We start from the raw sequence: 26,637 nt of genomic DNA, 5'->3' as shown, positions 1-26,637 counted from the left end.
TGAATTGTCCATAGCATTTTTATTTGTTTTTGCTACAATATTGAGGAGGAGAGGAGTGGAATAATGCAAGATATTAGTATATTTTTAGCGTTTGGCGCTGGGTTCTTATCATTTATTTCCCCATGTTGCTTACCGCTTTATCCGGCATTTTTATCATACATAACAGGTATGTCGGTTTCTGAATTGAAAGAAGAAAATGCAATGCTTCGCAAAAGAAGTATGATACATACAGCGTTTTTCTTACTTGGATTTTCAATTATATTTATTGCAATTGGATTTGGTACAAGTTTTATCGGAGGAATCTTTACGGACTATAAAGATTTAATTAGACAGTTAGGTGGTATATTTATCATCGTGTTCGGACTTATTATTGTCGGTGTGTTTAAGCCGAAATTTTTAATGCAAGATCGTAAATTTACTTTTAAAAACCGTCCGAGTGGTTATTTTGGTTCAGTTCTAATTGGATTAGCATTTGCTGCAGGATGGACACCTTGTACAGGGCCCATATTAGTGTCTGTAATTGGATTAGCTGCAACAAATCCAGAATCAGCAATGGTTTACATGATCGCCTACATACTTGGATTTGCTATCCCATTTTTCCTACTTTCATTCTTTATTACGAAAATGTCTTGGATTAAAAGAAATAGCATGACATTCATGAAAGTCGGAGGATACATTATGATTGTCATGGGGGTCTTCCTGTACTTTAACTGGATGACGAAAATTATCGTATATTTCTCAAGTTTATTTGGTGGTTTTACCGGTTTCTAGTATTATTCCGTGAAAATGTTGGAAATACTAACGGAAAAGCATATAATGAAATTATATTTTGCGTATAGCCACAAAAAAAGGATGAGAAAATATGAACATAGTCGTTTTATCAAGTATCGTTGCTGTTTGTATGGCCGTTGGTGCGATGTTTATTCGTTTAAAAGCAGCTAAGAAACCTGCAACTTTGAAAAAAATTATACTCCCACCGTTTTTTATGAGCACGGGAGCATTGATGTATGTTTTTCCTGAATTTCGATTAACTCCGGCAGAAATGTTAGAAGCAATTGGTGTCGGTTTGTTTTTCTCTATTTTTCTTATTAAAACATCTAAGTTTGAAATACGCGGGCAAGAGATTTATTTGAAACGTTCAAAAGCATTTGTATTTATTTTAATTGGATTACTTGTAGTGCGTATCGTGTTTAAAACGTATTTAAGTCAATCTCTTGATTTAGGACAACTTAGCGGCATGTTCTTCTTACTAGCGTTCGCAATGATTGTTTCGTGGAGAATTGCGATGTATCGTTCCTTTACGAAATTGCAGAAGGAAATGGAAAAAGAAGATGATTTTTATAATGAAAAAGATATGAAGCTAACTTGAAAACTGTATATGTATAAAATAAAAAAGACAGCGTCAAAGGCGCTGTCTTTTTTATCGAAAATAATGTGAAGTTACTTTGCGAGTAAAGATTTATAGTTAGAATAATCAATCTCTTTTTCTTGCAGTTTTTTAACTAAAAATTTATGGTCACGCTTTGGTGTAGCAACGATATATCCTTTAATAATTAAATCTTGTGTAATTCTAGGTGCATTTTCTTGTAATGCAAGTTCGCCAATTTTACCAGCAATTTTTGATTTAGCAACATCACGAAATAGTTCAGGAACGGGACTCACTAGTTCCTCTAATAATTGTTTTTGTTTGTCATCCCATAAATGTCTAGTTTTATTAATATAGTGCTCTTCCCAATCTAAAATGGACATACCGTCTTCTTTCGGTAAACGTTTTAGGAATTTTCTGAACATAAAATATCCACCAATAGACATAAGTCCTAATAATACAACAGTCCAAACGACTATAAACCAACTAAACCAACCTTCAAGCAATTGCATGCCCTCCTTTAATGAAAGCAGTAGTTTTCTATTATTTATATTATAAGCAGTGAGATTCATAGAAAGCAAGAACGCTTGGTCAGTTTGACCAAGCGTTATAGTTTAAACGAAGTATAGTTGTTCAACACATAAATTATTATTATCGTCTTCAACGTATTCAATAATAAGTGTGCCAACTTTACGATCTTTATCTTCAGTTGTGAAAATAGAGTAAGAAGTAAAACGTGTTGTTGATAAGCCGCTTATATGTGTAGGTAAAGAAATGTAGTCGTTATCGCGGAAGAATTCCATGAGTTCAACATCTTCAAATTCTTTTCGGTCAACTTGTTTGTTTGTATATTGGCGTTGAAGTTGCTTTAAAGATTCATTCCAAGAAATTGCTTTTGTGTCGTATACCATTGTTCTATCTCCTTACTGTATGTAATCATTTAGAACATACGTTCTATGCTAGTATACTCTTTTTATAAGAAAAGTGGAAGCAAAAAATAATGTAAGCTTGGAAATCCAAGCTTACATATAAATGCGTTCATAATCATTACTATTTTTCATTATAAGTCAGATGGGAATAGGAAACAAGATGATAAGTATTTTGTTGATAGTTTTCAATATTCTGTATATTATAAAATTAGTTTACTATGAGGGAAAAGGAATGAGAGGTATGACTTATGTAATTTCACTTCAAGGACCGATGGCAAGTGGAAAAACAACATTGGCTAAAAGGTTAGAGCAATATGGGCTTTCGGTTATATATGAAAATCCATATCCAATTGTAGAAAAACGAAAAGAATTGAATTTAGATATGAACTCAAAAGAAGGGTTTATTACAAATCAAAAAATGTTTATTGAAGCAAAAATAAAGGGATTTCAAAATGTGAAAGGTTCGGTCGTGATTTTTGATCGTGGGCCGGAAGACATTGAATTTTATACACTATTTTATTCGACGATTATAGGAGAAGAATGGGATATAGAAACCGAATTAAAAGATGAATTATATAAATTAAGAGAATGTCGTTCGGATGCAATTTTTTATTTAGATGTTTCAAAAGAGAATGTATATGATAGAAAAAAGAATGATATAACAAGAAATCGAAGTACATTTGAGGAACAATTTAAATTAGTAGAAACCGAAAAAGAATGGTATAAAAAATTTCCTGTAACTTATGTGGACACGAATACATTATCAGTGAACAAATTAGAAGCATATTTTATGGAATGGTTAAGGGAGAAAGGAATATGAAAAAAATACTTTTATTCGTATACCCAACATTTGCGGAGTTTGAAATTACGGTAGCAACGGCATTACTGAAAAATAATTATGAGATTATTACAGCGGGTTTAACGAAAGAAATGATTATAAGTGAAACAGGCTTACAAGTACAGCCGCATATAGAATTAAATGAAGTGTGTGTAGAAGAGTTTGAGGGGATTCTTATTCCAGGAGGAGACGAAGTACATTTGAAAGATGCAGAACTGCTCTTTTCAGTTATTCGTCAATTTCATGAACAAGAAAAATTAGTGGCAGCAATTTGCGCTGGTCCGTATGCGTTAGCAAAAGCAGGTTTATTTAAAGAAATCTCTTATACAGTGACGATAGATTATCAAAAATTAGATTGTTTTCCAGTCGGAAATTTTGTGTATACAGAAGTTGTACAGCACTCAAATATTATTACAGCGCAAGGACATGCATTTGTACCATTTGGAATAGCGATTGCCTCTTATTTTGGGGTAGCGAATGAACATAATACAAATTTTTATCGTGGAAATGGCAATATAATGATGGAGAAACTTTTAGCGGAAAATGTGTAAAAGCTAGCAAATGCTAGCTTTTTTCCTTTTTACATCGATAAATCGCTAACGTTTTCGGATCGCTCCATATACCGTCATGAAGAGTTAATTCATTTTCTATTTCTTTTTTCAACCAGTCCTTCATTTCGGCGTGAAGGTATATATTATCAGGTATATTCAGAGACGGAAACATGCTAGAAATATAGTTTACGATTGGAGTGGCATGATGAAAAATAAGTGCATTATGAATAATTGTTTCTTCAACAGTTGAAAAAACAGATTGTAATAGCTCTTTACCATTTTCTAAACAAAATGGAGCTGCGGATGGTGATGTTTTTGGTAAATCAAATGCAACTAACATTTTGTTACACATTTCATCTATACGAGGTAATGAAACTTTAGAATTTGTTGTAGCTAAAAGGGCGCCGCCGGGACGAATTACTTTATGGAATCCTTGAATTGTTTTTTCGACATCTTTCATGTGATATAACATATGCCTTGCGACTATCCAGTCATAACAATTAGCTTCGAAAGGAAGTTTATTAGCATCACCCAGTTTCCATTCAATTATGCTATTCTTTATTGCAGCTTCAGAAAGCATAGTTTCCGATTGATCAAAACCGGTTAGATGTCCTGTATGACCATTCGTTTGCAAAAGGGAAAGAAATTTTCCGTTAGCGCACCCGACCTCTAATATTTTTTCTTTCCCTTGGAGTTGTAAATGTTCAATGACGACTTCATCTACATTCACTCGTTTCTTTTCAAAATGTTTATGCGTATCGATACGTGTTTGTAAATGGTTGCTTACGTTGTATTGGCGTTTTACATCATTCATTTTTTCATATTCCACCTTCGTACAAAATTGCTGGATTGCATGTGTTAATACGTCTGTTTTATTTAAACCTTCGTAATGGAGTGCCGCGTCAAATCTTTCAAGTAATTTTTCTTCAATTCGAAAATGAATATCTTTTCGCTTCGCCACTGAAATCTCGCTCCTTTGCATCTGTTAGTGCGACTATAGCACGCTTGAAAAATTTGTGTAAATAATTTGTGTACACAAATTGGAGAAAATTAAAAAAATATTTGAATCATCATTTAAACTATTGACGATTTAAACGTTTTCATATATTCTTAAATTAAGTAATATTCAAATAATTCAAAAGAAATGAGAGAGTCACATGCTTCTTCAAGGAACACATCGAATTGGTCGGATGGCCATGCTGTTGGCACTTGCGGATGAGAATGAAAGCCCTGTATTATCTATTCCAAAAGGTTGGAAATATTGTACGGGGAAAGTGGGTTCGATGAATTCGCAAAAAGTTGTAGCAGCAATGGAAACAGCGGCTAAGAGCAACCAAGTTATTGAAACAGACGTTTACAGAGAAACACATGCACTTTATCATGCAATAATGGAAGCTTTGTACGGAGTGACGAGAGGTCAAATTCAGTTAGCAGACGTTCTTCGTACAGTAGGACTTCGCTTTGCGATAGTGCGCGGTACACCATACGACGGTAAAAAAGAAGGCGAATGGGTTGCTGTTGCATTATATGGAACGATTGGTGCACCTGTAAAAGGATCTGAGCATGAGGCGATTGGTTTAGGAATTAATCACATATGATTTGCCCATAGTCTATTAGTTAGAAGGGGGCCTTGCTTTTTAGGACAGAAGTCTGTCTTAAAAAGGTAAGGTCCCCTTTTGCTTTTTTTAAGGAGGAAAAATGATGATTACGTTAACAGGACACACATTGACAGTTGAAGAAATGAAGAGGTTGTTACTTGAAGGTGAAGGTGTAACAGCTTGCCCAACTAGTATGCAAAAGGTAGCGGAGTGCCGTGAAGCAGTTGAGAAAATCGTAGAAGACGGAAAAGTCGTTTACGGTATTACAACTGGATTTGGAAAGTTTAGTGATGTGCTTATTCAAAAAGATGATGTAAAGGCACTTCAGCACAATTTAATTCAATCACATGCGTGCGGGATAGGTGATCCATTCCCAGAAGAAGTATCACGCGGTATGTTAATTTTACGAGCTAATACGATGTTAAAAGGAGTATCTGGCGTTAGACCACTTGTTGTAAATATGCTTCTTGAGTTTGTAAATCGCAAAATCCATCCAGTCGTTCCGCAACAAGGGTCACTAGGAGCGAGCGGTGATTTAGCACCTTTATCTCATCTTGCTCTCGTTTTATTAGGTGAAGGTGAAGTGTTCTACAAGGGAAAACGAGTTCATGCGATGGTTGCTCTTACAGAAGAAGGACTTGAACCTATTGAATTAGAAGCGAAAGAAGGTCTTGCGTTAATCAATGGTACACAAGCGATGACAGCGCAAGGAGTACTTTCTTATATAGAAGCAGAAGCAACGGCTTATCAAGCTGAATTAATAGCTTCTATGACAATTGAGGGATTGCAGGGCATTATTGATGCATTTGATGAAAATGTTCATAAAGCACGTGGTTATAAAGAGCAAGTTGAGGTAGCAAGCAGAATTCGTGACATCCTTCATGATAGTAAACTTGTGACAAAACAAGGAGAACTTCGTGTGCAAGATGCATATTCACTTCGTTGTATCCCGCAAGTGCACGGTGCTTCTTGGCAAGTTTTAAATTACGTGAAAGAAAAATTAGAAATTGAAATGAATGCAGCAACAGATAATCCACTTATTTTTGATGGCGGAGAAAAAGTAATTTCAGGTGGTAACTTCCACGGTCAACCGATTGCGTTTGCGATGGATTTCTTAAAAGTAGGAATGGCGGAGCTTGCAAATATTTCAGAGCGCCGAATTGAGCGCCTAGTAAATCCGCAATTAAATGACTTACCACCATTTTTAAGTCCAGAACCTGGCCTTCAATCTGGTGCAATGATTATGCAATATGCAGCGGCTTCGCTCGTTTCTGAAAATAAAACGTTAGCACATCCGGCGAGTGTAGATTCAATTCCATCGTCAGCTAACCAAGAAGATCACGTAAGCATGGGAACAATCGCTTCACGTCATGCGCATCAAATTATTCAAAATGTAAGACGTGTTCTTTCAATTGAGATGATTTGTGCGATGCAAGCAGCAGAGTATCGTGGTATTGAAAACATGAGTACAGTGACGAAAACGTTCTATCATCAAGGCCGTCAGCAAGTGCCTTCTATTACAAATGACCGCATATTCTCAACCGATATTGAAAATATCGCGCATTGGTTAAAAGCGAACTATTCAATAAAAGAAAGATTAGATGTAAACGCAGCAATATAAAACGAGAAAAGGGAGAGATTGAAATGGAAAAAGTAAAACAAACAATTCGTGCGCAAAGAGGTACTGAGTTACAAACGAAAGGATGGGTTCAAGAAGCTGCACTTCGAATGTTAATGAACAATTTAGACCCTGAAGTAGCTGAAAAACCAGAAGAATTAGTTGTATATGGCGGAATTGGCCGTGCAGCTCGTAACTGGGAAAGCTACAATGCAATTGTAGATTCATTAAAAACGTTAGAAAGTGATGAAACGTTACTTGTTCAATCAGGAAAGCCGGTTGCAATTTTTAAATCACATGAAGATGCACCTCGCGTTCTTTTAGCGAACTCAAACTTAGTACCGAAGTGGGCGAACTGGGATCACTTCCGTGAACTAGAGAAAAAAGGCCTTATGATGTACGGACAAATGACAGCGGGTAGCTGGATTTACATTGGAACACAAGGGATTTTACAAGGAACATATGAAACATTTGGTGAAGCGGCACGTCAACATTTCGATGGTTCATTAAAAGGTACATTAACACTTACTGCTGGTTTAGGTGGTATGGGTGGTGCACAACCTCTTGCTGTAACGATGAACGGCGGTGTTGTAATTGCTATTGATGTTGATAAGCGCAGCATCGATCGTCGTATCGAAAAGAGATATTGTGATATGTATACAGAATCTTTAGAAGAGGCATTAACTGTTGCGAACGAGTATAAAGAGAAGAAAGAACCAATTTCAATTGGATTGTTAGGAAATGCAGCAGAGATTTTACCAGAACTAGTGAAGCGCAATATTACGCCAGATTTAGTTACGGATCAAACATCTGCTCATGATCCATTAAACGGTTATATTCCAGTAGGTTACACATTAGAAGAAGCAGCGAAACTTCGTGAAGAAGATCCAGAACGTTACGTACAATTATCAAAAGAAAGTATGAAAAAACATGTGGAAGCAATGCTTGCAATGCAAGAGAAGGGCGCGATTACATTTGATTATGGAAATAACATTCGCCAAGTTGCTTTCGATGAAGGATTAAAAAATGCTTTCGATTTCCCGGGATTCGTTCCAGCATTTATCCGTCCGTTATTCTGTGAAGGAAAAGGACCATTCCGCTGGGTAGCTCTTTCTGGTGACCCAGAAGATATTTATAAAACAGACGAAGTTATTTTACGCGAGTTCGCGGATAATGAGCATTTATGTAATTGGATTCGTATGGCTCGTCAGCAAGTTGAGTTCCAAGGTCTTCCATCACGTATTTGTTGGCTTGGTTACGGAGAGCGTGCAAAATTTGGCCGCATCATTAATGAAATGGTGGCAAATGGTGAATTATCGGCACCGATCGTTATCGGTCGTGACCATTTAGATTGCGGATCTGTAGCATCTCCAAACCGTGAAACAGAAGCGATGAAAGACGGTAGTGATGCAGTAGCAGACTGGCCAATTTTAAATGCATTAATTAACAGTGTAAACGGTGCGAGCTGGGTATCTGTTCACCACGGTGGTGGCGTTGGTATGGGTTATTCACTTCATGCTGGAATGGTTATTGTTGCAGATGGAACTGAAGCAGCAGCAAAACGTATTGAACGCGTATTAACTTCTGACCCTGGTATGGGTGTTGTTCGTCACGTTGATGCAGGATATGACTTAGCTGTTGAAACAGCGAAAGAAAAAGGCGTTAACATTCCAATGATGAAATAAGGGGGAAGAAACATGCTGGACACTTTACTAATAAATATCGGTCAATTACTAACAATGGATCAAGAAGATGGCTTGTTAAGACGGGAAGCGATGAACACGCTTCCTGTTATTGAAAACGGTGCTGTTGGAATTGAAAACGGCGTAATTACTTTCGTTGGAACAGCGGAAGAAGCAAAAGGATTACAAGCGAAAGAGGTTATTGATTGCGGCGGGAAAATGGTTTCTCCTGGTCTTGTTGATCCGCATACGCATCTTGTATTTGGTGGATCTCGTGAAAATGAAATTGCGCTGAAATTACAAGGAGTTCCGTACTTAGAAATTTTAGAACAAGGCGGAGGTATTCTTGCGACTGTAAATGCAACGAAACAGGCATCGAAAGAAGAACTTGTTCAAAAAGCAAAATTCCATTTAGACCGTATGCTATCTTTCGGTGTGACAACTGTAGAAGCGAAAAGTGGTTACGGATTAGATGATGAGACGGAATGGAAACAATTAGAGGCAACTGCACAATTACAAAAAGAGCATCCAATCGATTTAGTTTCAACATTTTTAGGTGCTCATGCAGTTCCGAAAGAGTACAAAGGAAAATCAAAAGAATTTTTACAATGGATGCTAGATTTATTACCAGAAATGAAAGAGAAGCAATTAGCTGAGTTCGTTGATATTTTCTGTGAAACAGGCGTGTTCTCTGTAGAAGAATCAAAAGAATTTTTATTAAAAGCGAAAGAACTTGGCTTTGATGTGAAAATTCATGCAGATGAAATCGACCCTCTTGGTGGTGCTGAAGCAGCGGCTGAAATTGGTGCAGCATCAGCGGACCATTTAGTTGGCGCTTCTGATAAAGGAATTGAAATGCTTGCAAATTCTAATACAGTAGCAACATTATTACCAGGAACAACTTTTTATTTAAATAAAGAAAGTTTCGCACGTGGACGCAAAATGATTGATGAAGGTGTTGCGGTTGCTTTAGCTACAGACTTTAATCCAGGTAGCTGTCCAACTGAAAACATTCAGCTTATTATGAGCATTGCGATGCTGAAACTGAAAATGACACCAGAAGAAGTTTGGAATGCGGTAACAGTTAACTCTGCTCACGCAATTAATCGTGGTGATGTAGCGGGGAAAATTAGAGTTGGTCGTAAGGCAGATTTAGTTTTATGGGATGCTTATAATTATGCTTACGTACCGTACCATTACGGTGTTAGTCATGTAAATACAGTATGGAAGAATGGTAATATCGCATATACAAGAGGTGAACAATCGTGGAGCACGGCCACTATTTAAAGAAGAATGCAAAGTTTATCGATCGTGAAGTGACGAAATGGAGCGAAATGATTAAAGATTGGGAGGAAGGTGTAGAAATATTCGGTGCTGCCTTAATTGGAGCACCTCTTTCTAAACCATCCATTAGTCATTCAGGGGCATGTTTTGCACCGAAAACGATTCGTTCAATGTTAGATGCATATAGCACATATGCAATTACAGAAGAACACGACATGAAAGAAAGTGTCCTGTATGATTGCGGTGATATTACGATGCATGTTACAGATATAAAAGAAAGTCATAATCGAATCGCGAAAACAGTTGGTCACTTAACGAAAGTGAATCCGAAAATGATACCAATCGTTCTTGGTGGTGACCATTCTATTAGTTTTCCGAGTATAAGTGGTTTTGCAAATAGTAAAGGAAAGATCGGTATTATTCAATTTGATGCCCATCATGATTTACGTAATTTAGATGATGGTGGCCCATCAAATGGTACACCGTTCCGTAGTTTACTAGAAAATGATGTCATTACAGGAAAACAACTCGTTCAAATTGGGATTCGTAATTTTTCAAATGCACGGGCGTATCATGAATATGCAAAAGAGCATGGCGTGACTGTGTATACAATGAAAGATGTAAGAGAGCGAGAAATAAAAGATATTATTACAGAAAGTATTGAAGTATTAAGAAAACAAGGCGTGACTTCTATTTATATTTCTCTTGATATGGACGTATTAGACCAAGCGTTTGCGCCAGGTTGTCCAGCAATCGGCCCTGGAGGAATGGATAGTACGACTTTACTTGATGCGATTGAATTCCTTGGAAAAGAGCCGCTCGTTCAAGGGATGGATATTGTAGAGATTGATCCAACTCTTGATTTTAGAGATATGACGAGCCGAGTAGCAGCGCAAGTTATTATGAGTTTTCTTTTAGCGCGAGAAACGATTGAGAAAGAGATTCGTATATAAGGAGGAACCTCTCTATTGTTAGAGGGGTTTTTTTCTATATACGAATATTTCTAGATAAGAGCGTATAAATTGACGTTACTATTTAAAAGTAAGTATGATGCGATTATAGTAAGTTTTTTATAAGGGGGAAGAAAAATGGCAAGTTCAAACAATAAAGCAGCAAATATTTATGCAGGAACAAATATAAATAATTGGGGAGCTTTTGAAAACGTTGAAGAAACGAAGCTATTTGATCCGATTCAAATTGGATCTTGGTCTCTTCGTAATCGCATAGCGATGGCACCGATGACGAGATGTTTTGCAAATAATGAGACGGGAGTAGTTGGTGCTGACGTAGTAGAGTATTACCGAAAACGTGCTGCTGATGGGGTTGGATTAATTATTACAGAGGGAATCGTCATTAGCCCAAGAGCAAAAGGGAATCCAGGAGTACCAGGTATTTATACGAAAGAGCAAGTGAATTCTTGGAAGCCTGTTACAGAGGCAGTACATAAAGAAGGCGGAACGATTATTGCGCAAATATGGCATGTCGGACGCATGAGTCATCATGAAATAATTGGTGGCCAATTGCCGCAAGCACCGTCAGCAATCGCTGCAGAGGGAAATGTTCCGCGTTTCCGAAAACCGTTTGATACACCAGAGGCAATGACAATAGAAGAAATAAAAGAAGTTATCGGTCAATATGCACAAGCTGCGAAAAATGCGATCGAAGCTGGATTCGATGGCGTTGAAATTCATGGTGCACACGGATATTTAATTGATCAATTCACTTATGAATTCGCGAATAAGCGAACAGATAAATACGGTGGAGACTTAAAGCAAAGGCTAACATTTATGAAAGAAGTAACAGAGGCTGTTATAGAAGCAGTTGGAGCTGATAAAATACTTCTTCGCTTCTCTGCCTTTAAAGGTGATAACCCTACTTATATGTGGGAAAATCCAGAACTTGCGATTGAGACTTTTGTAAATATGTTCAAAGAAGTTGGATTAACAATGATCCATCCGTCAACGATGAATTATACAACAGTTATTGCTGACGGAAAGAATTTTCATCAATTAGTAAGAAAATATTGGGATGGTACTATCGTAGGAGTAGGGAATTTGAATCCGAAAGAGGCAGAAGAAGCATTGCAAGAGGGAACAATTGATGTAGTGGCATTTGGAAGACCGTTAATTGCGAACCCAGATTTTGTTCATCGAATTAAAAATGCTGAAAGTTTAGTCGAATATGATGCGAAAGAGCATCTTGCTACGTTAGTGTGAATAAGGATAAAAAGAGAACACATCGAGTGTTCTCTTTTTATTATGGAACTTCATATATAGGGGGACGCAGAATGAATGAAGCGCTACTCGTTATTATTAGTATATTGCTCTTTTTGATGCTACTTCTAATTATCTTTTTTATCATTACATTTTTTATTAAAAAACGGACGCATCATTCTATATTAAAATTGCATCCATATTTAGGAAGGATGCGCTATTTACTTGAAAAGATAGGACCGGAATTCCGGCAATATTGGTTTGACCATGATACTGATGGAAAACCTTTTTCGCGTTACGATTTTCAAAGTGTTATGTTTTTAGCAAAATATCGTTCTGAAATACTTGGTTTTGGATCAAAACGAGATTTTGATGCTTCTGGCTATTATATTGCTAATACATTATTTCCAACATTAACAGATGAATTAAGTGTGAATCTAACGCAAGAGCGTGAGGGAAAAAAGTATGTGATTCAAAAAGAGGGATTATTTTCAAGAAGAGAGAAATTGACAGCGGATACAACAAACCTTTGGTTATACGAAGAAGACGATGCAATTATAGTCGGTGAAAATCGTAAATATCCATGGAAACTACATGGCATGTTCGGTGCATCAGCGACTTCTTACGGTGCAATTGGAGAAAATTATATTTTATCAACTGGGTTTGGAGCGAAAATGGCAGGTGGTTCATGGATTAATACTGGGGAAGGGGGCGTAATACCAGAACATTTACATACAGGTGCAAATATTATCGCACAAATTGGTCCGGGGTTATTCGGATATCGTGATGAGGATGGTAATTTTTCAATGAAGGAATTTATTGAAAAAGCGAGAGAAAGCAATATTAAAGCATTTGAGTTGAAATTTGGGCAAGGAGCAAAAATACGTGGTGGTCATTTAGAAGGACAGAAGGTAAATGAGAAAATTGCTTCCGTTCGGAAAGTACGAGAAGGAGAGACGATTAATTCGCCAAATCGATTTTCATTTATTAATAATGCGGTAGAGGCTTTATATTTTATTCAAAATTTGCAAGAAAACGGCGGTAAACCAGTCGGTATGAAAATTGTAATTGGTCAACAGGAGCCGTTGGAAGACTTATTGAAAACAATGAAAGAATTAAACATCTATCCAGATTTTATTACAATCGATGGTTCAGAAGGTGGATCAGGTGCAACGTATAAATCGATGGCAGATAGTATGGGACTTCCACTTATTCCAGCATTAATTACATTTATTGATACAGCGAATCATTATGGGGTCCGGGATAAATTAAAGGTGTTTGCCTCCGGGAAATTAGTCACACCAGATAAAGTGGCAATCGCTTTAGCAATTGGAGCAGATGCTGTAAATTCAGCCCGTGGATTTATGATGGCAAGCGGCTGTATTATGGCACTCCAATGTAATTCAGGACAATGTCCATCAGGTGTTGCGACGACGAATCCTCACTATCAAAAAGCGTTAGATCCGTATGAGAAGAAATGGCGAGTAATGAACTATATAATTAGTATGAGATATAGTTTGTTTTCATTAGCAGCGGCAGCGGGAGTAAAGAGTCCGCGCCATTTAACGAGAGAGCATATTGTGTTTAAAGATGAGACTGGGAGGGTGATTTCTCTTTCGGAATTGTTTCCCGATGTAAGCGAGAAGTAAATGTGTAAGGATGTAGCTAAATAAAAAATGTTGGTCAAAAGTCATACATTTGTATGGCTTTTTTGATTATAGGAATATAGGGAAGTTAGAAAAATATTGCTCGAATATTTCCGCTTGTCGTTTGTACCTTTTATAATATATAGTTAATATACAGCAGTTGTCAGAAAAATATTTTTGATGAAAAAATTAAACGGGATCCTCATTGACAATGAAAAATAATTAGATTATAATAAATCTCGAATTCAAGATAATTTCGAAGGTATTCTAAATAATAAAACCGATATTTTATATAATAGTAAACTAAGCATATTGTAGGAAATGTAGTTTTTTTTGTTAATTATCTCGAATTCGAGATAATTTTAAATAGGGTGGAATGTGTGAGTTTTTAAGGGGTATCTCAAATTCGAGATAAAATGACATTACGGATTGAACTTAATCAAATGGACAAAATGAATAATGAATTTTAGCGTATAGCAGTTCTTTAAAAATGAAATAAAAAAAGGAGTGGGCGAAATGGAAAAGAAAACAATGGGGATTCATCATATTACAGCAATCGTAGGTCATCCACAAGAAAATGTAGATTTCTATGCAGGTGTATTAGGTTTGCGTTTAGTAAAACAAACAGTGAATTTTGATGATCCAGGTACGTATCACCTTTACTTTGGGGATGAAGGAGGAAAGCCAGGAACAATTATTACATTTTTCCCTTGGGCAGGTGCTCAACAAGGTGTCATAGGAGATGGGCAAGTAGGAATAACTTCATACGTTGTACCTAAAGGTACTATAGGATTTTGGGAAAAGAGATTAGAGCACTTCGATATTTCATATACAAAAATGACCCGCTTTGGAGAACAGTATTTAGAATTTGATGACCCGCATGGTTTGCATCTAGAGATTGTTGAAAGAGAAGACGGCGAAGCGAATAATTGGAGTTTTGGAGGAGTTACGCCAGAAGTTGCGATTAAAGGATTTGGTGGTGCTGTCCTTTTATCTGCACAGCCTCAAAAAACTGCCGAACTGTTAGAACATGTAATGGGACTTGAAAAAGTTGGAGAAGAGGGAGAGTTTGTTCGATTCCGTTCTTCAGCTGAAATTGGAAATGTAATTGATTTAAAGTTAAATTCTATTGGACGCGGGCAAATGGGTGTTGGTACGGTTCACCATATTGCATGGAGAGCTATTAATGATGCTGATCAATTAGACTGGAAAGAACATGTTTCACGCTTCGGATATGGTGTTACTCCTGTTCAAGATCGAAATTATTTTAATGCCATTTACTTTAGAGAGCACGGGGAAATTTTATTTGAAATTGCAACGGATCCTCCGGGATTTGCACATGATGAAACGCAAGCAACGATGGGTGAAGAATTAATGCTTCCTGAGCGATATGAACCACATAGAAAACAGATTGAACAAGTACTATTACCAATTGAAGTAAGAGAATTAGACTAATTATATAAGTGATTGAAAGGGGATAAAGGATAATGATGAAACATGTTTTTCAAAAAGGAAAAGATGCGTCAAAACCAACACTATTATTGCTACATGGTACGGGTGGAAATGAATTAGATTTATTACCGCTTGCCGAAAGAATTGATCCCGAAGCTTCTGTATTAAGTGTTCGTGGGAATGTGTTAGAAAATGGAATGCCTCGTTTCTTCCGTAGATTAGCAGAAGGTATTTTTGATGAAGAGGATCTCGTTTTCCGTACGAAGGAATTGAATGAATTTTTGAATGAAGCAGCAAAAACATATGGATTTGATAGAGATAATATTGTAGCTGTTGGGTACTCAAATGGAGCAAATATTGCAGCGAGTTTATTATTCCATTACGAAAATGCATTAAAAGGTGCCATTCTTCACCACCCAATGGTACCGAGAAGAGGGATAGAACTGCCTAATTTAGTAGAGAAAAAAGTGTTTATTGCTGCTGGAACAAATGATCCGATTTGTTCATCAGCAGAGTCAGAGGAATTAAAGGCGTTACTAGAAAATGCGAATGTTAGTGTAACAATGCACTGGGAGAATAGAGGGCATCAATTAACGATTAATGAAGTAGAAAAAGCAACAGAGTGGTATGAAAGAGTGTTTCCACATGCATAAATAATAGGCTAAATCGAGTGTGAAATCATAAAGATTTTATACTCGATTTTTTTGTTGCTATTCAGGGTGTGAAAAAGAACAGGAAAGTTATGTTAAAATATGAAGAAAAGCAAAGGGGTTCCTGTTGTGTTAATGAGCAGGAGTGTAGAAAAATCGGCAATTTGTTTTAAGAGTGTCGATTTTTTAATAATGGAGGGGAATTATTAGATGTCAAACTACGAAAATGAAGAAATGCTAACGGGAGGGAATGTCTCAAACGTATATCGTTCAGAAGATACTGTTCGACGAGAATTAAAGCAGGGCAGTACAAAAATTCATAACCTATTAAACCATTTGGAAAACAAAGGGTTTAGTTATGCACCAAAGTTTTTAGGGATTGATGAAAAAGATAGAGAGATATTATCATTTTTTGAAGGAGAAGCTGGTAATTATCCTTTAAAAGAATACATGAGGTCTAATGATGTTTTAAAAGAGATAGCGAAGATGCTCCGTCTTTATCATGATGCTGTGAGTGACTTTCCGTTATTAGATGATTGGAAACCGATGGATAATACTCCAAATAAAATAGAGGTTGTATGCCACAATGATTTTGCAATATACAACATTATTTTTAATAACGAAAAACCAGTAGGTATTATCGATTTTGATGTTGCTGCTCCGGGTCCAAGACTTTGGGACATAGCGTATACTCTTTACACTTGTGTCCCTTTAAGTAGAGTTTATTATACAGAAACAGGTGAGGCAGTTTATTATAATTCATTACAGCATGCTGATTGTATAAAGCAAAGAGTTAAATTGTTTTTTGAATCATACGGTGATGATATGGAAGAAGATTATTTGGAGATGGTATTGCTCCGATTAGAAGGGTTATGTAAATACATGAAAAGAAAAGCTAAAGAAGGCGATATGAACTTTCAAAAAATGATAGATGAAGGACACCTTGAACATTATGAAACCGATATTAAATTCATTCGTGAACATGGAAGAGAATGGATGTAATGAAATGCGTTTTATACAAAAAAAGCTCAGAGTCATATAGGGACTTTGAGCTTTTTAGCGTGTTATTTTAGATGTTTTCCATAATAACTGAAATACTTATAACAACTAGTAGGTATCTTTTATTATATTGACATAGCATAGTTAAGAGTTTGTTACAGGCTGAGATGCAGCGATGGGTAATTGGATATCAACAGTTGTTCCTTTGTTTAATTCACTTGAAATGAATAATTTTCCGTGATGCTCTTGGATGATTTTATAGCATATCATTAAGCCGAGACCAGTTCCTTTTTCTTTTAAGCTATAAAAAGGTTCTCCAAGACGTGACATGCGCTCTTCAGGTATTCCACATCCTTCATCAATAATGCGTATTGAAATAAAATCATTTTCTAACGATGTTGTTTGGATGAAGATGTTACCGCCATTTGGCATCGCCTCGATGGCATTTTTTAATATGTTAATAAAAACTTGTTTTAATTGATTACTGTCACATTGAATGTCAGAAGTATGATTAAAATGGTCCATAATGATATGAACGCTATGCATAATAGCAGTTGGTAAAATAAAAGTTACTACTTCTTCAATTAATGTTTGTATGTTGCAAGTATGAATAGCAAGCACTTGTGGTTTAGACATCGCCATAAATTGGCTTGTTATGGATTCCATTTGTGAAATTTCACTTAGCATAACGTCTACATACCATTTATTTTCCTCATTTATCTCTGGATGTAATAATGTTAAAAATCCTTTCAATGAAGTTAGCGGGTTTCTAATTTCATGTGCAATTCCAGCTGTCAGTTGTCCTACTACTGCAAGCTTTTCGGATTTTCTTAATAATTTTTCAGTTTCCTTTAGTTCGGTAACATCCCTTCCCATCACTATAAGACCTTTGCGGGAGCCATCAGGGTGGAAGAGTGGGACTTTTGAAATACTTAAAATTAGGTCGAAATCATCTCTATGTATAATAAATTCTTCACCGTGAAGAATTTGTCCTTTTTGCCATGTTAGTTCATCAACTTCTTCACAATGTAAAAAAGCTTCTCGGTACGCTTCGTTATATTGAATGAGTTCCCCATCTTTCTTTCCGTGATAGGGTACATTATGGAAATCGAAGCAAGAAAGTGCATAGTCATTCGCTTCAAGCCAGCGTCCTTCATGATCTTTAAATATAACAAACGCAGGCATTGAATTCATTAATGTGCGCAATCGTTTCTCACTATCTTTTAATACTTTCTCAATTCTATCTGATTTTTCAAGGGGTTTCATAATGGCGTATACACCTGTTAAACGGTTTTCAACAAAAATAGGAACTAATTTTGTTACGACATCTAGTAAATATCCGTCTTTATGATAAATAGAGATAATATACTCTTTTTGATCATTAGCTACAGTATTTTTTATGTATTGTAGCACTTGATCAGAAATATGTGCTTCTAAAATAGAAGTGATTGTTTTACGCTCTAATTCGTGAGAAGTGTAACCTAATATTCTTTCAGCAGAGGGATTAATATGTAAAATAACTCCTTCTAAACTCAATGAAATAATACTATCAGGATTATGTTCAAAAAGAGAGGCATACATTTCTGCTAAAGAACGACTTTGTATATGGTTTCGCAAGCGTCCAGATACATTCGGATGACGCTTTTTTTGAGTAGATGAATATTTTTTACGACTCATAATATTTCCTCCGTACAATTAGCATCTAAAAAAGATGGATCTATTAATAACTATAATATAGGTGTGACATGTATTTCTATAAAAAATGGAAATTACATAATAAAATTTCTTTTTTTATTATTAGTAGAAGGTATAAAAGGTAGTAATAAGAGAATCTTATATTGCTTTATTAATTTTCTGTAAGTTACATGAATGTGTTTTCGTTATAACATTAGAATAGAAGAGGGGGAGAAAAATGAAAAGTTATATTCAAGGAATTGATCATGTACAAGTAGCGGCACCTGTAGGATGTGAGGGAGAAGCAAGAGAATTTTATGGTAATAAAATTGGTATGGAGGAAATTCCGAAGCCAGAAGAGTTAAAGAAGCGTGGAGGATGTTGGTTTAAGTGTGGAAATCAAGAAATTCATATCGGAGTCGAGCAAAACTTTATACCAGCTAAAAAGGCGCATCCAGCTTTTTATGTTTCTAAAATTGACGAATTTAAACAAGAATTAATACAACAAGGTATTGAGGTAATAGATGATAATGCACGCCCAGATGTAATTAGATTTTACGTATCAGATCCATTTGGAAATAGAATTGAATTTATGCAAAATAAAAACTAGGTGGAGTTCCACCTAGTTTTTTACGCTTTTCTAAACAATCCTAATACTTCAACAGTTTCTGTAATATTAACGAATGCATGAGGATCAATTTCAGAAATAGTTAGTTTCATACTTGCTAACTCTTCACGTGAAACGACAGTCATAAGTACACGTTTTTTCTCGTTTGAATAAGCACCTTCGCCGTCAAGAAGTGTGATTCCACGTACAACAGTAGAAAGGAGTTTCTTTTTCATTTCTTCAGCTTGATTTGTTACAATCATAAGTGTAACTTTACGATGTTTCGTATGAACGGCATCAATTACTTTACCAGTTACATAAATTGAAAGTAAGCTTGTTAGTGCTACATCCCAGGTGAAGAAAAATCCTGCAATGACAACAACAACTGTGTTTAACAGAATAAGGAAACCGCCAAGTTTAATATCTCTTTTACGAGATAACAACATACCGATAATATCAAAACCACCAGTTGAACCATGGCAGTTAAAGACAAGGCCAATACCAGCTCCGGCGATAACACCTCCAAATACAGATGATAAAAGTGGATCTGTTGCTACGACTTTTACAGGAATATAATATAGTGCAACAGATAATACAATTACAGAGACAACTGTGTTAAAAATTACTTTTTTTCCAAGACCTATGTATCCTAAAATGAGGATTGGTAAGTTCAATACGAAGTTAATAATACCTGTGTTTACAGGGGTTACAATTCCTAAAATAATAGCAATTCCGCCAATTCCACTACTTAAAATTTTATGGGGGATAAGGAAAAGATTAAAGGCAATTGCAATAATAACAGAACCAAAAATAACACCAAGAAATCTGACCATCTTTTTCCCGTCCTTCATTAAATAATCATATTATTTCAAGATTATATATGAAATTAAAAGTTTTAGGGGAAAACAGTTTATTTCGAGAAATTAGATTAATCTAAAAAGTTTGAGTATTTGACAATTTGGAAGGGGATACAAAAAATGAAGATAACAACGTATCAAAAGAAAAGTCCTTTAAAACACGAATGTGAGGATTCATTTTTTTGTAATGAAGATAATATAGTTTACGGTGTATGTGATGGTGCAACGCCACTTGTCCCATTTTGTGATGAAGAAGGACATAATGGGGCATACATCGCTTCGCGTTTATTTGCAAGTTATTTTACTTCGTTACGGGAGAATATCAGTTTACAAGTTGCAGTTGCAAAAGCGAATGAATTATTGCAGAACAAAATGCTAGAATATAAGGTTGATACGGGAAAAAAAGATCATTTATGGTGTACATGTATAGCAGCAGTTCGAGTAGATGGCGAGAAACTTGAATATGTGCAGCTAGGTGATTGTATGATTGTTACGATACATCAAGATGGAACGATGCAAGTATTAACGAAAGATACAGTTAAAGGAATTAGTAAACGCGCAAAAAAGAAAAGAGAAGAAGACCGTAAAAAAGGGCTATCTGTACCGGAAGAACACGTTTTTCAGGATGTTCGAGAGCAGTTAAAATACAATCGTTATCTTGCAAATATGCCGAATGGCTACTCAGTCGCAAATGGTATGAAGGAAGCGATGATCTATTTACAACATGGGGAATTACATGTAGCCGACGTAAGTGGGATCGTTATTTGTTCAGACGGATTGTTTCACTCAGATTGGTCACTAGAACAAACTGTGGCATATATAAGAAAGAATAGTATAAAAGAATATGTAGCAATCATTGAAGAGTTAGAAGGGGAAAACAGAATAAGACCAGATGATAAAACAGTTATTATGATCGATTTTTAAGAGGAGGACGTTCATATGGAAATTAAATGTGCAAATATAACATTTCAAGATGAGTTAGTTCCTTTAGAAAAAGTAAATAAACTTATTATCCACCATACGTCAGAAGTTGGATGGGATGTGTATAAAACTCACGAATTTCATCAAAAAGTAAGAGGGTGGAGCGGAATTGGCTACAATTATTTTATTGAAGAAGATGGAACTGTAGTCGAAGGACGAGGTTTACATATTGGAGCACATGCGAAAGATAATAATAGTGATACAATTGGAATATGTATGACGGGAAATTTTGATACATACGATCCTACTACTGCGCAAATGAATTCACTATATTCTTTATGCAAGACATTAATGAATCAATTTTCTATAAGTAAAGAAAATATACTTGGTCATCGTGAATTAGAAGGAGTTACAAAAACTTGTCCAGGAAATCGCTTTTCTATGGTAGAGTTAAGAAAAGTATTATCTTAAATATAGAGGAGTAACGAATGATGATGAACATAAAAATACCGACTGATAAAAAAGAAGAGCTTGTAGCACAAATCCAGCAGTTTTTCGTTGAAGAAGATTTAGATGAGATTGGACGTTTCCAAGCAGAACGTTTAATAGAAGAAATGATAAAGTTAGTAGGACCATTTGCATACAATCAAGCAATTGGAGATGCAAGAAAACTTGTAACTGAAAAACTATCTAATATTGAAGAAGATTTGTATGTGTTAGAGAAGAGCGAAAATAAATAAAAAAGAGCCATTTGGCTCTTTTTTATTTATTTTCTTTATGCTCTTTATATTCATGTACTTTTTCTTTTACATTACCGACAGTAATTTTGGCAGTACCTTTTATCTTATCCCATTTTCCTTCAGCTTGTAATTTCTTATTGTCTGTTACTTTCCCGACAACTTCCTTTACTTCGCCTTTTACTTTATCAATGGTACCTTCTACTTTTTCTTTTAAACCATGCTCATGCTTTGTCATACATTTCTCCTCCATGTAGTTTGATTAGAATTCTCTTTTCATATAGCAAGTTGAATGATGTATCTAGTAATAGCGTAACAAATGAAGTTTGAATATTCAAATGATTAATAGGGTAGAAATGGAATTGTCATAAAATGTATACATTCGTAATGGTAAGAAAAAGAAAGTTAATTATAAGTATTTCGCAGTCCATATTGATTTTGTATAAGCGATTTTCAAATGAGCGCGTTCCATGTTATTTTGACTACTGCTACCAAATCGAGTTTGTCCGACTATTAAATGACAGTTTGTTGCTATAGCTGTTTCTATTCGTTTCTGAATTAATGCAGTATGACAACCTTTACACTGAAATTCTGGCAAAGTAGCAGAAGCAGCTAGTGAGGCAATGCCTTTATTTATATATATGACACCGATGCTTGCTGGAATATTTTGCACTTCGGCTATGAAAAAATGCCATCCCTGCTGATTATAAAGAATTTCGTTATTTTGACGAACGCCATCTTTTGTAAATGATGGCATATTAAATCCTCGAACATAAATGTCTGCAAAAGTATGAAACTCATTTTCTTTGAGTTTGCGTACCAAAATATTAGAAGGAAGAGGAGATGAATTTTGTCTAGGTTTATTATATAAAGTTGTATGGAAGCTAGATTGAAAAAATCCCTTTTGTGATAAATATTGAAATAGTTCAGTTGTGGCTTGAGCTGGTGTAATTTCAAAACGGCAAGTGATTTGTAGTGAACGATAATAAGAGATGATTTCATCTATCTCATTTGTATTTGTAAATGTAATGCCTTTTACTGTATTAAAAGTAGGACCAGAGATTACTTTTGATGAGAATGCAGTTGCACTTCCGAATTTTTCTATTTGTACTTGCATTGGATTTTCTGCTATCGCTTGTAATGCCTTTAATCTAGAAGAGAGCATATCAATTTCTGCGCTTTCAATTTCTTTTGCTATATCGAATGTCATAATAGTATTCATAAAATTCCTCCATCAATAAATATAATACATAGTATAAATACGATTTTTGTGCTAGGATTCCTGTTGCAATTTAAGAGAATTACAGGTTTTTTGGAAGGGAATTGGAAGTGCACTGTCGAAGGAAGTAGAAATAGATTAAAGGTGGTGCTCTCATGAGGAAGAACGACGTGCAGACATGCTCTAATTGCGGTTCTCATAATATAGGAGAAGGTGAGTTTGTCGGTTATGCACAAATACGGAAAAAAGAGACGATGTTTACATCATCTCCGGTAGATGCTTACGTTTGTACGGATTGTGGTCATATCCTTTTATTAAAAGTACGAAATTATGAAAAGTTTAAACAAAAGCCGTTATGATTGTTGAGAATTGGTCGTATCCAACGTTGTATACGGAACGTCTCATATTAAGAAAACTTGATATAAGTGATATTTTACATATATATGAGTATGCCTCAGATAATGAGCTGACAACTTATACTGTATGGGATGCTCATCAATCGTTACATGACACATACAAATTTATAGAAGAAATTGTGAGTCAATATGAGAAAGAAAAAGTAGCTCCCCTTGGAATCGTATTAAAAGGGGAACAAAAACTTTTAGGAACGTGTGGATTTATAAAATATGATCAAACTACACATAAAGCAGAAATTGCATACGCCTTATTAAGAAAATATTGGGGAAGAGGATTAGCTATCGAGGCTGCGTTAGCTTTTTTTAGCTATGGTTTTAATGAGTTACATCTTAATAGCATTGAAGCGAGATGTAATTCAGAAAATGAAGCATCTGAGAGATTAATGAAACGATTGAATATGGAGTATGAGTGTACGATTAAAGAGGATTTGTTCGTTAAAGGTAAGTATCGTAATACGGAAAGATATAGTATATCGAGAACCTAATATATAAATGAATAGAAAGTTTTATATGGAAACCTCCTTTAAATTAAATTGTTTAGGGGAGATTTTTTTATTTATTATAACAAATATTCCCTTTAATTGTTATAATTGGTTACTGTAGAGGCTGATTTTTGGTGAGGTTGTAAACATACAAGATAGACAGTTAAATCGTATATAAGCACCTTATATAACACAATCGCAACCGTAAGTTGACAAAGTGCAACCGCAGGAAGATAGAGATAAAAGCAATGTTTACATACAATTTAGTTAAGAAAACAAAGGGGGACACACATATGAGATTTGGTGAAAAACTTTTTAAGTTAAGAAAGGAAAAGGGCCTTTCTCAAGAAGCGTTAGCTGAGAAATTAAACACAACAAGGCAAGCAGTTAGTAAATGGGAAAACGGTCAAGGTTTTCCTGAAACTGAAAAATTAATAATGATTGGAAATGTATTTGAAGTATCCCTTGATTACTTATTAAAAGAAACCGCTGAGCAAAGTAATGAAAAGGAACATGGCTATTACGTAAGTAAGGAAATGGCAGAAGGTTATGTAGTGTATGGACAAAAAATTTCTAAATATATCGCGTTAGGATTTAGTTTGCTCATTTTATCTACAATACCGTATTTATTATTTAAGGAAAATGTAACAATGTCTACATTCCTTGTAATTATTATTGCTGTCCTTGGAATTGGAGCAATGATGGTACCTGTAACGATAGAAGAGAGTCGATACAATGTATTAAAAAAGGAAGAACTATTATTTGATCAAAACTTTCTAAAAGAATTGACAAAAAGATATGCGACTATTAAGAAGAAGTATGCTGCAGTAGTGATCGTTGGATTTTGTTTCATAGCAGCGGGTGCAATACCATTTTTATTTGAGAAGAAGCGTATCACTTCAGGAGAGTTAGTACAGTATTATCCTTACTGCGTTGTACTTATTGCGATTGGTTTCTATCTTTTTGTTCGTGTTTTGGGAGTGTTAGAAACGTACAGAATTTTAGTGGAAAATAAAGAATATAGTAATCGTTTCATTTTTAAACTGAAAAAGAAAGTGAGAAAAAAGGTAGATAATTTATAAATATGAAAAAACATGTTTTGGATCATTGTATTCAAGACATGTTTTTTTGTTTCTGAATTATTTCCAAAGAAATAATTCAGAAAATACAGAAAAATATCGTAAATATTTGTAGAAGTCTGTTATAATGAACGAAATGAAAACGCTTTAAAGGGAGGCTGTAAACATTATGATGATGAATGTACCGCTAACAATTAGTTCTATGATGGAAAGGGCAGAAAAACTATTCCCGAAGAAAGAAATCATTTCACGGACACATGATACAGTTACGACATTGACGTATAAGCAGCTAGGAGAAAGGACAAGAAGACTTTCAAGTGCGCTAACAAATCTTGGAATTAAAGAAGGTGAGCGCATCGGAACATTAGCGTGGAATCATCATCGACATGTGGAAGCATATTTTGCTATTCCAGGTATTGCTTCCGTTTTGCACACAATTAATATTCGTTTATCTCCTCAACATATATCATATATTATTCAGCATGCAGAAGACCGCATTTTACTTATTGATGAAGATCTTGTACCGCTCATTGAGAATATCCAATCTGAATTATCCACTGTACAAGCATATATTATTATGACTGATAAAGATGAGCTCCCAAAAACTACACTTCATCCTGTATTCCATTATGAGAAACTTTTAGCAGAAGGCGATCCGAAATTCCAATTTGTAAAAGATATTGATGAAACTACACCTGCGGGTATGTGTTATACGTCAGCGACTACAGGAAATCCAAAAGGTGTTGTTTATACACATCGTAGCACAGTGCTGCACTGTATGGCACTCGGATTAGCAGATACGACAGCTTTATCAGAAAGTGATGCAGCGATGGCCATTGTACCAATGTTTCATGTGAATGCTTGGGGACTTCCTTTTGCAGCAACTTGGTTTGGGGCAAAACAAGTTCTTCCAGGACCGATGTTTACTCCGAAAATTTTATTAGAAATGATTCAAACAGAAAAAGTAACGATAGCAGCGGGTGTGCCGACAATTTGGCTCGGTGTTTTACAAGAGTTAGAAAATAATAGTTACGATTTATCTAGTATTACGAGAATACTATGCGGAGGTGCAGCTGCACCGAAAAGTGTTATTAAAGCATTTGAGCAAAAATATAATGTTCCTTTCGTACATGCATATGGCATGACTGAAACAAGTCCACTTGTAACGCTTGCGCGTCTAAAAAGCTACGAAACAGATTTGGCGTATGAAGAACAACTGGAGATTCGTTCGAAGCAAGGATATCTTGTTCCTGGTGTAGAGATGAAGGTAGTTGGTGCAGAGGGTGAAGTGAAGTGGGATAGTACTGAAATGGGAGAACTATGTTTACGAGCACCTTGGATCGCTGCAAGCTATTATAACGATGAGCGTACGGTGGAAGGGTTCCGTGATGGATGGTTATATACTGGCGATGTCGTTACAGTCGATGAGGAAGGTTGCGTAAAAATTGTTGATCGTACGAAGGATGTTATTAAAAGCGGGGGAGAGTGGATTTCCTCAGTTGATCTTGAAAATGCTTTAATGGCACATGATGCTATATTTGAAGCGGCTGTTGTTGCAGTACCTCATCCGCAGTGGCAAGAGCGCCCAGTTGCCTGTGTTGTTCAAAAGAAAAATAGTACTGTTACAAAAGAAGAACTATATGAGTTTTTAAAACCACAGTTTGCAAAATGGTGGTTGCCAGACGATATTGTATTTATGGAAGAAATACCGAAAACATCTGTTGGAAAGTTTTTAAAACAGGCGCTTAGGAAAGAGCTTGAGCATTTGCATAAAGGTAAATGAATTTGAAAAGGAAATCTCCGCTTGTAAACTTATAAT

29 protein-coding genes are annotated in these 26,637 nt (G+C 35.6%); 22 read left to right on the top strand and 7 right to left on the bottom strand.

Going from position 1 to position 26,637, the window contains the following annotated elements:
• Positions 1-63: 63 nt before the first annotated feature.
• Both ccdA and MR109_RS01025 read left to right on the top strand, forming a co-directional pair.
• Positions 64-771, top strand: a complete 708-nt coding sequence (gene ccdA, locus MR109_RS01030; protein ID WP_002172933.1) for a cytochrome c-type biogenesis protein CcdA — start codon at positions 64-66, stop codon at positions 769-771.
• A gap of 91 nt (positions 772-862) precedes the next feature.
• Positions 863-1,369: a CcdC family protein gene (locus MR109_RS01025; RefSeq protein ID WP_002172932.1), complete on the top strand. Its 507-nt coding sequence runs from the start codon at positions 863-865 to the stop codon at positions 1,367-1,369.
• A gap of 71 nt (positions 1,370-1,440) precedes the next feature.
• Here MR109_RS01025 and MR109_RS01020 read toward each other — a convergent pair whose 3' ends face one another.
• Both MR109_RS01020 and MR109_RS01015 read right to left on the bottom strand, forming a co-directional pair.
• Positions 1,441-1,872, bottom strand: coding sequence for a DUF2621 domain-containing protein (locus MR109_RS01020; RefSeq protein ID WP_242270645.1), 432 nt, complete (start codon positions 1,870-1,872; stop codon positions 1,441-1,443).
• Between the two features lie 108 nt (positions 1,873-1,980).
• Positions 1,981-2,277, bottom strand: a complete 297-nt coding sequence (locus tag MR109_RS01015; protein ID WP_002172930.1) for a hypothetical protein — start codon at positions 2,275-2,277, stop codon at positions 1,981-1,983.
• A gap of 250 nt (positions 2,278-2,527) precedes the next feature.
• On the opposite strand from MR109_RS01015, the gene MR109_RS01010 reads away from it, so the two are divergent.
• The gene (locus MR109_RS01010; RefSeq protein ID WP_242270643.1) at positions 2,528-3,115 is read left to right on the top strand and encodes an AAA family ATPase; all 588 of its coding nucleotides are present in this window, start codon (positions 2,528-2,530) and stop codon (positions 3,113-3,115) included.
• Positions 3,112-3,684 (top strand): DJ-1/PfpI family protein, encoded by a 573-nt coding sequence (locus MR109_RS01005; protein WP_002172928.1) that lies wholly within the window; start codon positions 3,112-3,114, stop codon positions 3,682-3,684. Before MR109_RS01010 ends, MR109_RS01005 begins: the two co-directional genes overlap by 4 nt.
• Before the next feature lie 13 nt (positions 3,685-3,697).
• On the opposite strand, the gene MR109_RS01000 is transcribed toward MR109_RS01005, so the two are convergent.
• Positions 3,698-4,645 carry a class I SAM-dependent methyltransferase gene (locus tag MR109_RS01000; protein WP_242270642.1) on the bottom strand — a complete coding sequence of 316 codons (948 nt, stop codon included), beginning with the start codon at positions 4,643-4,645 and terminating at the stop codon, positions 3,698-3,700.
• Positions 4,646-4,841: 196 nt separating this feature from the next.
• Between MR109_RS01000 and hutP the strand changes: the two genes are divergently transcribed.
• From hutP to MR109_RS00950, 10 genes are all read left to right on the top strand, one after another.
• The gene (gene hutP / locus MR109_RS00995; protein ID WP_000926516.1) at positions 4,842-5,282 is read left to right on the top strand and encodes a hut operon transcriptional regulator HutP; all 441 of its coding nucleotides are present in this window, start codon (positions 4,842-4,844) and stop codon (positions 5,280-5,282) included.
• A 103-nt stretch (positions 5,283-5,385) separates the two neighbouring features.
• A complete protein-coding gene (gene hutH / locus MR109_RS00990; RefSeq protein WP_242270640.1) occupies positions 5,386-6,903 on the top strand; it encodes a histidine ammonia-lyase in 1,518 nt (505 codons plus the stop codon).
• Positions 6,904-6,926: 23 nt separating this feature from the next.
• On the top strand, positions 6,927-8,585 hold the full coding sequence (gene hutU, locus MR109_RS00985) for a urocanate hydratase (protein ID WP_178939158.1): 1,659 nt from the start codon (positions 6,927-6,929) through the stop codon (positions 8,583-8,585).
• A gap of 12 nt (positions 8,586-8,597) precedes the next feature.
• Positions 8,598-9,869 (top strand): imidazolonepropionase, encoded by a 1,272-nt coding sequence (hutI, locus tag MR109_RS00980; protein ID WP_002172924.1) that lies wholly within the window; start codon positions 8,598-8,600, stop codon positions 9,867-9,869.
• Positions 9,848-10,819, top strand: coding sequence for a formimidoylglutamase (gene hutG, locus MR109_RS00975; protein WP_048371439.1), 972 nt, complete (start codon positions 9,848-9,850; stop codon positions 10,817-10,819). The genes hutI and hutG overlap by 22 nt, the downstream gene beginning before the upstream one ends.
• 135 nt (positions 10,820-10,954) lie before the next feature.
• Positions 10,955-12,082 (top strand): alkene reductase, encoded by a 1,128-nt coding sequence (locus tag MR109_RS00970; RefSeq protein ID WP_242270638.1) that lies wholly within the window; start codon positions 10,955-10,957, stop codon positions 12,080-12,082.
• A gap of 71 nt (positions 12,083-12,153) precedes the next feature.
• A complete protein-coding gene (locus tag MR109_RS00965; protein WP_178939163.1) occupies positions 12,154-13,728 on the top strand; it encodes an FMN-binding glutamate synthase family protein in 1,575 nt (524 codons plus the stop codon).
• A 513-nt stretch (positions 13,729-14,241) separates the two neighbouring features.
• On the top strand, positions 14,242-15,180 hold the full coding sequence (locus tag MR109_RS00960; protein ID WP_048371435.1) for a ring-cleaving dioxygenase: 939 nt from the start codon (positions 14,242-14,244) through the stop codon (positions 15,178-15,180).
• Positions 15,181-15,212: 32 nt separating this feature from the next.
• Complete coding sequence (locus MR109_RS00955; RefSeq protein ID WP_178939165.1) at positions 15,213-15,830, top strand: alpha/beta hydrolase; 618 nt, start codon at positions 15,213-15,215, stop codon at positions 15,828-15,830.
• A gap of 207 nt (positions 15,831-16,037) precedes the next feature.
• Positions 16,038-16,829: a phosphotransferase gene (locus tag MR109_RS00950; protein WP_242270633.1), complete on the top strand. Its 792-nt coding sequence runs from the start codon at positions 16,038-16,040 to the stop codon at positions 16,827-16,829.
• A gap of 141 nt (positions 16,830-16,970) precedes the next feature.
• Here the strand turns inward: MR109_RS00950 and MR109_RS00945 are convergent, their stop codons facing one another.
• The gene (locus MR109_RS00945) at positions 16,971-18,503 is read right to left on the bottom strand and encodes a BA3702 family sensor histidine kinase (protein ID WP_048371431.1); all 1,533 of its coding nucleotides are present in this window, start codon (positions 18,501-18,503) and stop codon (positions 16,971-16,973) included.
• A gap of 235 nt (positions 18,504-18,738) precedes the next feature.
• Between MR109_RS00945 and MR109_RS00940 the strand changes: the two genes are divergently transcribed.
• Complete coding sequence (locus MR109_RS00940) at positions 18,739-19,110, top strand: VOC family protein (protein WP_242270631.1); 372 nt, start codon at positions 18,739-18,741, stop codon at positions 19,108-19,110.
• Positions 19,111-19,130: 20 nt separating this feature from the next.
• Here the strand turns inward: MR109_RS00940 and MR109_RS00935 are convergent, their stop codons facing one another.
• The gene (locus MR109_RS00935; protein ID WP_242270629.1) at positions 19,131-19,940 is read right to left on the bottom strand and encodes a YitT family protein; all 810 of its coding nucleotides are present in this window, start codon (positions 19,938-19,940) and stop codon (positions 19,131-19,133) included.
• Between the two features lie 144 nt (positions 19,941-20,084).
• Here MR109_RS00935 and MR109_RS00930 point away from each other — a divergent pair, with 144 nt between their 5' ends.
• Genes MR109_RS00930 through MR109_RS00920 form a run of 3 tightly spaced genes read left to right on the top strand, consistent with a single transcriptional unit; the run spans position 20,085 to position 21,625 of the window.
• Entirely contained in the window at positions 20,085-20,888 is an 804-nt protein-coding gene (locus MR109_RS00930; protein ID WP_242270627.1) for a protein phosphatase 2C domain-containing protein, read from the top strand.
• 15 nt (positions 20,889-20,903) lie between these two features.
• A complete protein-coding gene (locus MR109_RS00925) occupies positions 20,904-21,356 on the top strand; it encodes a peptidoglycan recognition protein family protein (RefSeq protein WP_071718097.1) in 453 nt (150 codons plus the stop codon).
• A gap of 17 nt (positions 21,357-21,373) precedes the next feature.
• The gene (locus MR109_RS00920) at positions 21,374-21,625 is read left to right on the top strand and encodes a DUF2164 domain-containing protein (protein WP_242270618.1); all 252 of its coding nucleotides are present in this window, start codon (positions 21,374-21,376) and stop codon (positions 21,623-21,625) included.
• 22 nt (positions 21,626-21,647) lie between these two features.
• Here the strand turns inward: MR109_RS00920 and MR109_RS00915 are convergent, their stop codons facing one another.
• The gene (locus tag MR109_RS00915) at positions 21,648-21,860 is read right to left on the bottom strand and encodes a CsbD family protein (protein WP_025148056.1); all 213 of its coding nucleotides are present in this window, start codon (positions 21,858-21,860) and stop codon (positions 21,648-21,650) included.
• A 171-nt stretch (positions 21,861-22,031) separates the two neighbouring features.
• Positions 22,032-22,844: a GNAT family N-acetyltransferase gene (locus tag MR109_RS00910; RefSeq protein ID WP_242270615.1), complete on the bottom strand. Its 813-nt coding sequence runs from the start codon at positions 22,842-22,844 to the stop codon at positions 22,032-22,034.
• A 152-nt stretch (positions 22,845-22,996) separates the two neighbouring features.
• On the opposite strand from MR109_RS00910, the gene MR109_RS00905 reads away from it, so the two are divergent.
• The 4 genes from MR109_RS00905 to MR109_RS00890 all read left to right on the top strand — a co-directional run bounded on the left by MR109_RS00905 (position 22,997) and on the right by MR109_RS00890 (position 26,601).
• Entirely contained in the window at positions 22,997-23,200 is a 204-nt protein-coding gene (locus MR109_RS00905; RefSeq protein ID WP_048371406.1) for a hypothetical protein, read from the top strand.
• Positions 23,197-23,742 carry a GNAT family N-acetyltransferase gene (locus tag MR109_RS00900; protein WP_242270613.1) on the top strand — a complete coding sequence of 182 codons (546 nt, stop codon included), beginning with the start codon at positions 23,197-23,199 and terminating at the stop codon, positions 23,740-23,742. The genes MR109_RS00905 and MR109_RS00900 overlap by 4 nt, the downstream gene beginning before the upstream one ends.
• A gap of 290 nt (positions 23,743-24,032) precedes the next feature.
• Positions 24,033-24,821, top strand: coding sequence for a helix-turn-helix domain-containing protein (locus MR109_RS00895; RefSeq protein WP_308197267.1), 789 nt, complete (start codon positions 24,033-24,035; stop codon positions 24,819-24,821).
• Between the two features lie 166 nt (positions 24,822-24,987).
• Positions 24,988-26,601, top strand: coding sequence for a long-chain fatty acid--CoA ligase (locus MR109_RS00890; RefSeq protein WP_098473869.1), 1,614 nt, complete (start codon positions 24,988-24,990; stop codon positions 26,599-26,601).
• Positions 26,602-26,637 lie beyond the last annotated feature (36 nt).

This window comes from Bacillus cereus group sp. BfR-BA-01310 (assembly GCF_022664325.1).
Lineage (GTDB): Bacteria > Bacillota > Bacilli > Bacillales > Bacillaceae_G > Bacillus_A > Bacillus_A paramycoides.
Note: the sequence above shows the minus strand (reverse complement) of the source record. Positions and strands in the feature narration are given on the sequence as shown.

What these genes read in the sequence shown, in the direction of transcription:
- MR109_RS00895 (WP_308197267.1), top strand. Translation starts at nt 24,033, where the DNA reads ATGAGATTTGGTGAAAAACTTTTTAAGTTAAGAAAGGAAAAGGGCCTT.
- MR109_RS00970 (WP_242270638.1), top strand. Translation starts at nt 10,955, where the DNA reads ATGGCAAGTTCAAACAATAAAGCAGCAAATATTTATGCAGGAACAAAT.
- MR109_RS00900 (WP_242270613.1), top strand. Translation starts at nt 23,197, where the DNA reads ATGATTGTTGAGAATTGGTCGTATCCAACGTTGTATACGGAACGTCTC.
- MR109_RS01015 (WP_002172930.1), bottom strand. Translation starts at nt 2,277, where the DNA reads ATGGTATACGACACAAAAGCAATTTCTTGGAATGAATCTTTAAAGCAA.
- MR109_RS00935 (WP_242270629.1), bottom strand. Translation starts at nt 19,940, where the DNA reads ATGGTCAGATTTCTTGGTGTTATTTTTGGTTCTGTTATTATTGCAATT.
- hutI (WP_002172924.1), top strand. Translation starts at nt 8,598, where the DNA reads ATGCTGGACACTTTACTAATAAATATCGGTCAATTACTAACAATGGAT.
- hutH (WP_242270640.1), top strand. Translation starts at nt 5,386, where the DNA reads ATGATTACGTTAACAGGACACACATTGACAGTTGAAGAAATGAAGAGG.
- MR109_RS00950 (WP_242270633.1), top strand. Translation starts at nt 16,038, where the DNA reads ATGTCAAACTACGAAAATGAAGAAATGCTAACGGGAGGGAATGTCTCA.
- MR109_RS00940 (WP_242270631.1), top strand. Translation starts at nt 18,739, where the DNA reads ATGAAAAGTTATATTCAAGGAATTGATCATGTACAAGTAGCGGCACCT.
- MR109_RS00915 (WP_025148056.1), bottom strand. Translation starts at nt 21,860, where the DNA reads ATGACAAAGCATGAGCATGGTTTAAAAGAAAAAGTAGAAGGTACCATT.
- hutU (WP_178939158.1), top strand. Translation starts at nt 6,927, where the DNA reads ATGGAAAAAGTAAAACAAACAATTCGTGCGCAAAGAGGTACTGAGTTA.
- MR109_RS00890 (WP_098473869.1), top strand. Translation starts at nt 24,988, where the DNA reads ATGATGATGAATGTACCGCTAACAATTAGTTCTATGATGGAAAGGGCA.
- MR109_RS00920 (WP_242270618.1), top strand. Translation starts at nt 21,374, where the DNA reads ATGATGATGAACATAAAAATACCGACTGATAAAAAAGAAGAGCTTGTA.
- MR109_RS00910 (WP_242270615.1), bottom strand. Translation starts at nt 22,844, where the DNA reads ATGAATACTATTATGACATTCGATATAGCAAAAGAAATTGAAAGCGCA.
- hutP (WP_000926516.1), top strand. Translation starts at nt 4,842, where the DNA reads ATGCTTCTTCAAGGAACACATCGAATTGGTCGGATGGCCATGCTGTTG.
- ccdA (WP_002172933.1), top strand. Translation starts at nt 64, where the DNA reads ATGCAAGATATTAGTATATTTTTAGCGTTTGGCGCTGGGTTCTTATCA.
- MR109_RS00925 (WP_071718097.1), top strand. Translation starts at nt 20,904, where the DNA reads ATGGAAATTAAATGTGCAAATATAACATTTCAAGATGAGTTAGTTCCT.
- MR109_RS00945 (WP_048371431.1), bottom strand. Translation starts at nt 18,503, where the DNA reads ATGAGTCGTAAAAAATATTCATCTACTCAAAAAAAGCGTCATCCGAAT.
- MR109_RS01025 (WP_002172932.1), top strand. Translation starts at nt 863, where the DNA reads ATGAACATAGTCGTTTTATCAAGTATCGTTGCTGTTTGTATGGCCGTT.
- MR109_RS01005 (WP_002172928.1), top strand. Translation starts at nt 3,112, where the DNA reads ATGAAAAAAATACTTTTATTCGTATACCCAACATTTGCGGAGTTTGAA.
- MR109_RS00965 (WP_178939163.1), top strand. Translation starts at nt 12,154, where the DNA reads ATGAATGAAGCGCTACTCGTTATTATTAGTATATTGCTCTTTTTGATG.
- MR109_RS00905 (WP_048371406.1), top strand. Translation starts at nt 22,997, where the DNA reads ATGAGGAAGAACGACGTGCAGACATGCTCTAATTGCGGTTCTCATAAT.
- MR109_RS01010 (WP_242270643.1), top strand. Translation starts at nt 2,528, where the DNA reads ATGAGAGGTATGACTTATGTAATTTCACTTCAAGGACCGATGGCAAGT.
- MR109_RS00930 (WP_242270627.1), top strand. Translation starts at nt 20,085, where the DNA reads ATGAAGATAACAACGTATCAAAAGAAAAGTCCTTTAAAACACGAATGT.
- MR109_RS00960 (WP_048371435.1), top strand. Translation starts at nt 14,242, where the DNA reads ATGGAAAAGAAAACAATGGGGATTCATCATATTACAGCAATCGTAGGT.
- MR109_RS00955 (WP_178939165.1), top strand. Translation starts at nt 15,213, where the DNA reads ATGATGAAACATGTTTTTCAAAAAGGAAAAGATGCGTCAAAACCAACA.